Raw genomic sequence first — 2,654 nt, forward strand, 5'->3', positions numbered from 1 at the left:
TGGAGGGTTTTGGCGACGATGGAGTGGGTGTCGTTTTTGAAGTAGCGGCGGGCGGCTTGGCGGGTGTCGGAGAAGCCGAAGCCGTCTGCTCCGAGGGAGGCGAAGTCGTTGGGGATGAATTGGCGGATTTGGTCGGGGACGGCTTTCATGTAGTCGGACACGGCGATGACCGGTCCGGTGGTGCCGGCGAGTTGTTCGGTGATGAACGGGGTGCGGGCGGGTTGGCCGGGGTTGAGGAAGGCGTGTTCTTCGGCGTCGAGTCCGTCGCGTCGGAGTTCGTTCCAGGAGGTCACGGACCAGACGGTGGCGGCGACTCCCCAGTCGTCGTTGAGGATTTTTTGGGCTTCGAGGGCCCAGGGCACGGACACGCCGGAGGCGAGGATGTTCGCGGTGGGGCGGTTTCCGTTTCCGGTGGTGGCCTCGGGGGCGTCGGCGAGGTGGTAGATGCCTTTGAGGAGTCCGTTGATGTCGAGGTTGTCGGGTTCGGCGGGTTGGGTGATGGGCTCGTTGTAGACGGTGAGGTAGTACATCACGTTCTTATCATCACTGGTCTCGCCGTACATTTGTTCGAGGCCGTGGCGGATGATGTGGCCGATTTCGTAGCCGTAGGCGGGGTCGTAGGTGCGGACGGCGGGGTTGGTGGAGGCCAGGATGGGGGAGTGCCCGTCGGCGTGTTGGAGTCCTTCGCCGGTGAGGGTGGTTCGTCCTGCGGTGGCGCCGATGATGAAGCCGCGGGTCATTTGGTCCGCGGCGGCCCAGAAGGAGTCTCCGGTGCGTTGGAAGCCGAACATGGAGTAGAACACGTAGATCGGGACCAGGGGTTCGCCGTGGGTGGCGTAGGCGGTGCCGGCGGCGGTGAAGGCTGCGACGGCGCCGGCTTCGTTGATGCCGGGGTGGATCAGTTGGCCTGCGGGTGATTCTTTGTAGGCCAGGACGAGGTCGCGGTCCACGGAGAGGTAGTTCTGGCCTTTGGGGTTGTAGATTTTCGCGGTCGGGAAGAACGCGTCCATCCCGAAGGTGCGGGATTCGTCCGGGACGACGGGCACGAACCGGGCGCCGAAGTTCTTGTCCCGCATGAGGTCTTTGAGGAGCCGGACGAAGGCCATGGTGGTCGCGGCTTGTTGTTTCCCGGACCCGCGTTTGGCGACCTCGTAGGATTTGGCCTCGGGCAGGGTCACGGGGGTGTGGGTGCGGCGTCGTTCGGGCACGAACCCGCCGAGCTCGGCGCGGCGTTCCATGAGGTATTTGATTTCCGGGGCGTCCATGCCGGGGTGGTAGTACGGGGGCCGGTAGAGGTCGGCGTCGAGCTGTTCGTCGGTGATGGGGATGCGCAGGTGGTCACGGAAGGCTTTGAGGTCTTCCATGGTGAGCTTCTTCATTTGGTGGGTCGCGTTGCGGCCCTCGAAGTGCGGGCCCAGGCCGTAGCCCTTGACGGTTTTGGCCAGGATCACGGTGGGTTTGCCCTTGAACTCGGTCGCTGCCTTGTACGCGGCGTAGACCTTGCGGTAGTCGTGACCGCCGCGCTTGAGGCCCCAGATCTGCTCGTCGTTCAGGTCCGCGACCATGTCCTTGGTCTGCGGGGACTTGCCGAAGAAGTGTTCCCGGACGAACCCGCCGGACTCGGCCTTGTAGGTCTGGTAGTCACCATCGGGGGTTTCGTTCATGATTTTCACCAACGCCCCGTCGGCGTCGTTTTCGAGCAGGGAATCCCATTCCCGGCCCCAGACGACCTTGATCACGTTCCAGCCCGCACCGCGGAAGAACGCTTCGAGTTCCTGCATGATCTTGCCGTTGCCGCGCACCGGCCCGTCCAGGCGCTGGAGGTTGCAGTTGATCACGAAGTTCAGGTTGTCCAGGTTCTCGTTCGCGGCGAGCTGGAGCAGGCCACGGGACTCGGGCTCGTCCATTTCCCCGTCACCAAGGAACGCCCAGACCTGCTGGTCCGTGGTGTCCTTGATCCCGCGGTTCTGCAGATACCGGTTGGACTGGGCCTGGTAGATCGCGTTCATCGGGCCGATACCCATCGACACGGTCGGGAACTCCCAGAAATCCGGCATCAACCGTGGGTGCGGGTACGAGGACAGGGCATGCCCGGCCTTGGACTTTTCCTGACGGAACCCGTCCAGGTCCTCCTCGGTCAACCGGCCTTCCATGAACGCCCTGGCGTACATGCCCGGAGAGGCGTGGCCCTGGAAGAACACCTGGTCCCCGCCCGAAGGGTGGTCCTTACCGCGGAAGAAGTGGTTAAACCCCACCTCGTACAACGTCGCGGCACCGGCATACGTGGAAATATGCCCGCCCACACCAATATCGGAGCGCTGCGCACGATGGACCATGACCGCAGCGTTCCAGCGCATATACGCCCGATACCGGCGCTCGAACTCCTCGTTCCCCGGGAACGGCGCTTCCTGGTCCACCGGGATCGTGTTCACATAATCAGTGGTCGTCACCATCGGCACACCCACCGACCGGGCACCAGCACGCTGCAACAACGAACGCATAATGTACTGCGCACGCTCAGTACCCTGCTCCGCGATCAACGCATCAAGGGACTCAATCCACTCCGCGGTCTCTTCCGGATCACGATCAGGCAGCTGGGCAGTCAACCCGCTGAGGATGTGTGAGGTCTCTTCTCCTGCAGCCACGTCCAACCT

1 protein-coding gene is annotated in these 2,654 nt (G+C 63.5%); it reads right to left on the reverse strand.

Annotated features, from left to right (window positions below; all coding sequences use genetic code 11):
• Positions 1-2,645 (reverse strand): pyruvate dehydrogenase (acetyl-transferring), homodimeric type (gene aceE, locus FQP90_RS22850; RefSeq protein WP_144653400.1); only part of this gene is annotated, 2,645 nt, incomplete at its 3' end.
• Positions 2,646-2,654 lie beyond the last annotated feature (9 nt).

This window comes from Paenarthrobacter nitroguajacolicus, from assembly GCF_007786235.1.
Lineage (GTDB): Bacteria > Actinomycetota > Actinomycetes > Actinomycetales > Micrococcaceae > Arthrobacter > Arthrobacter nitroguajacolicus_A.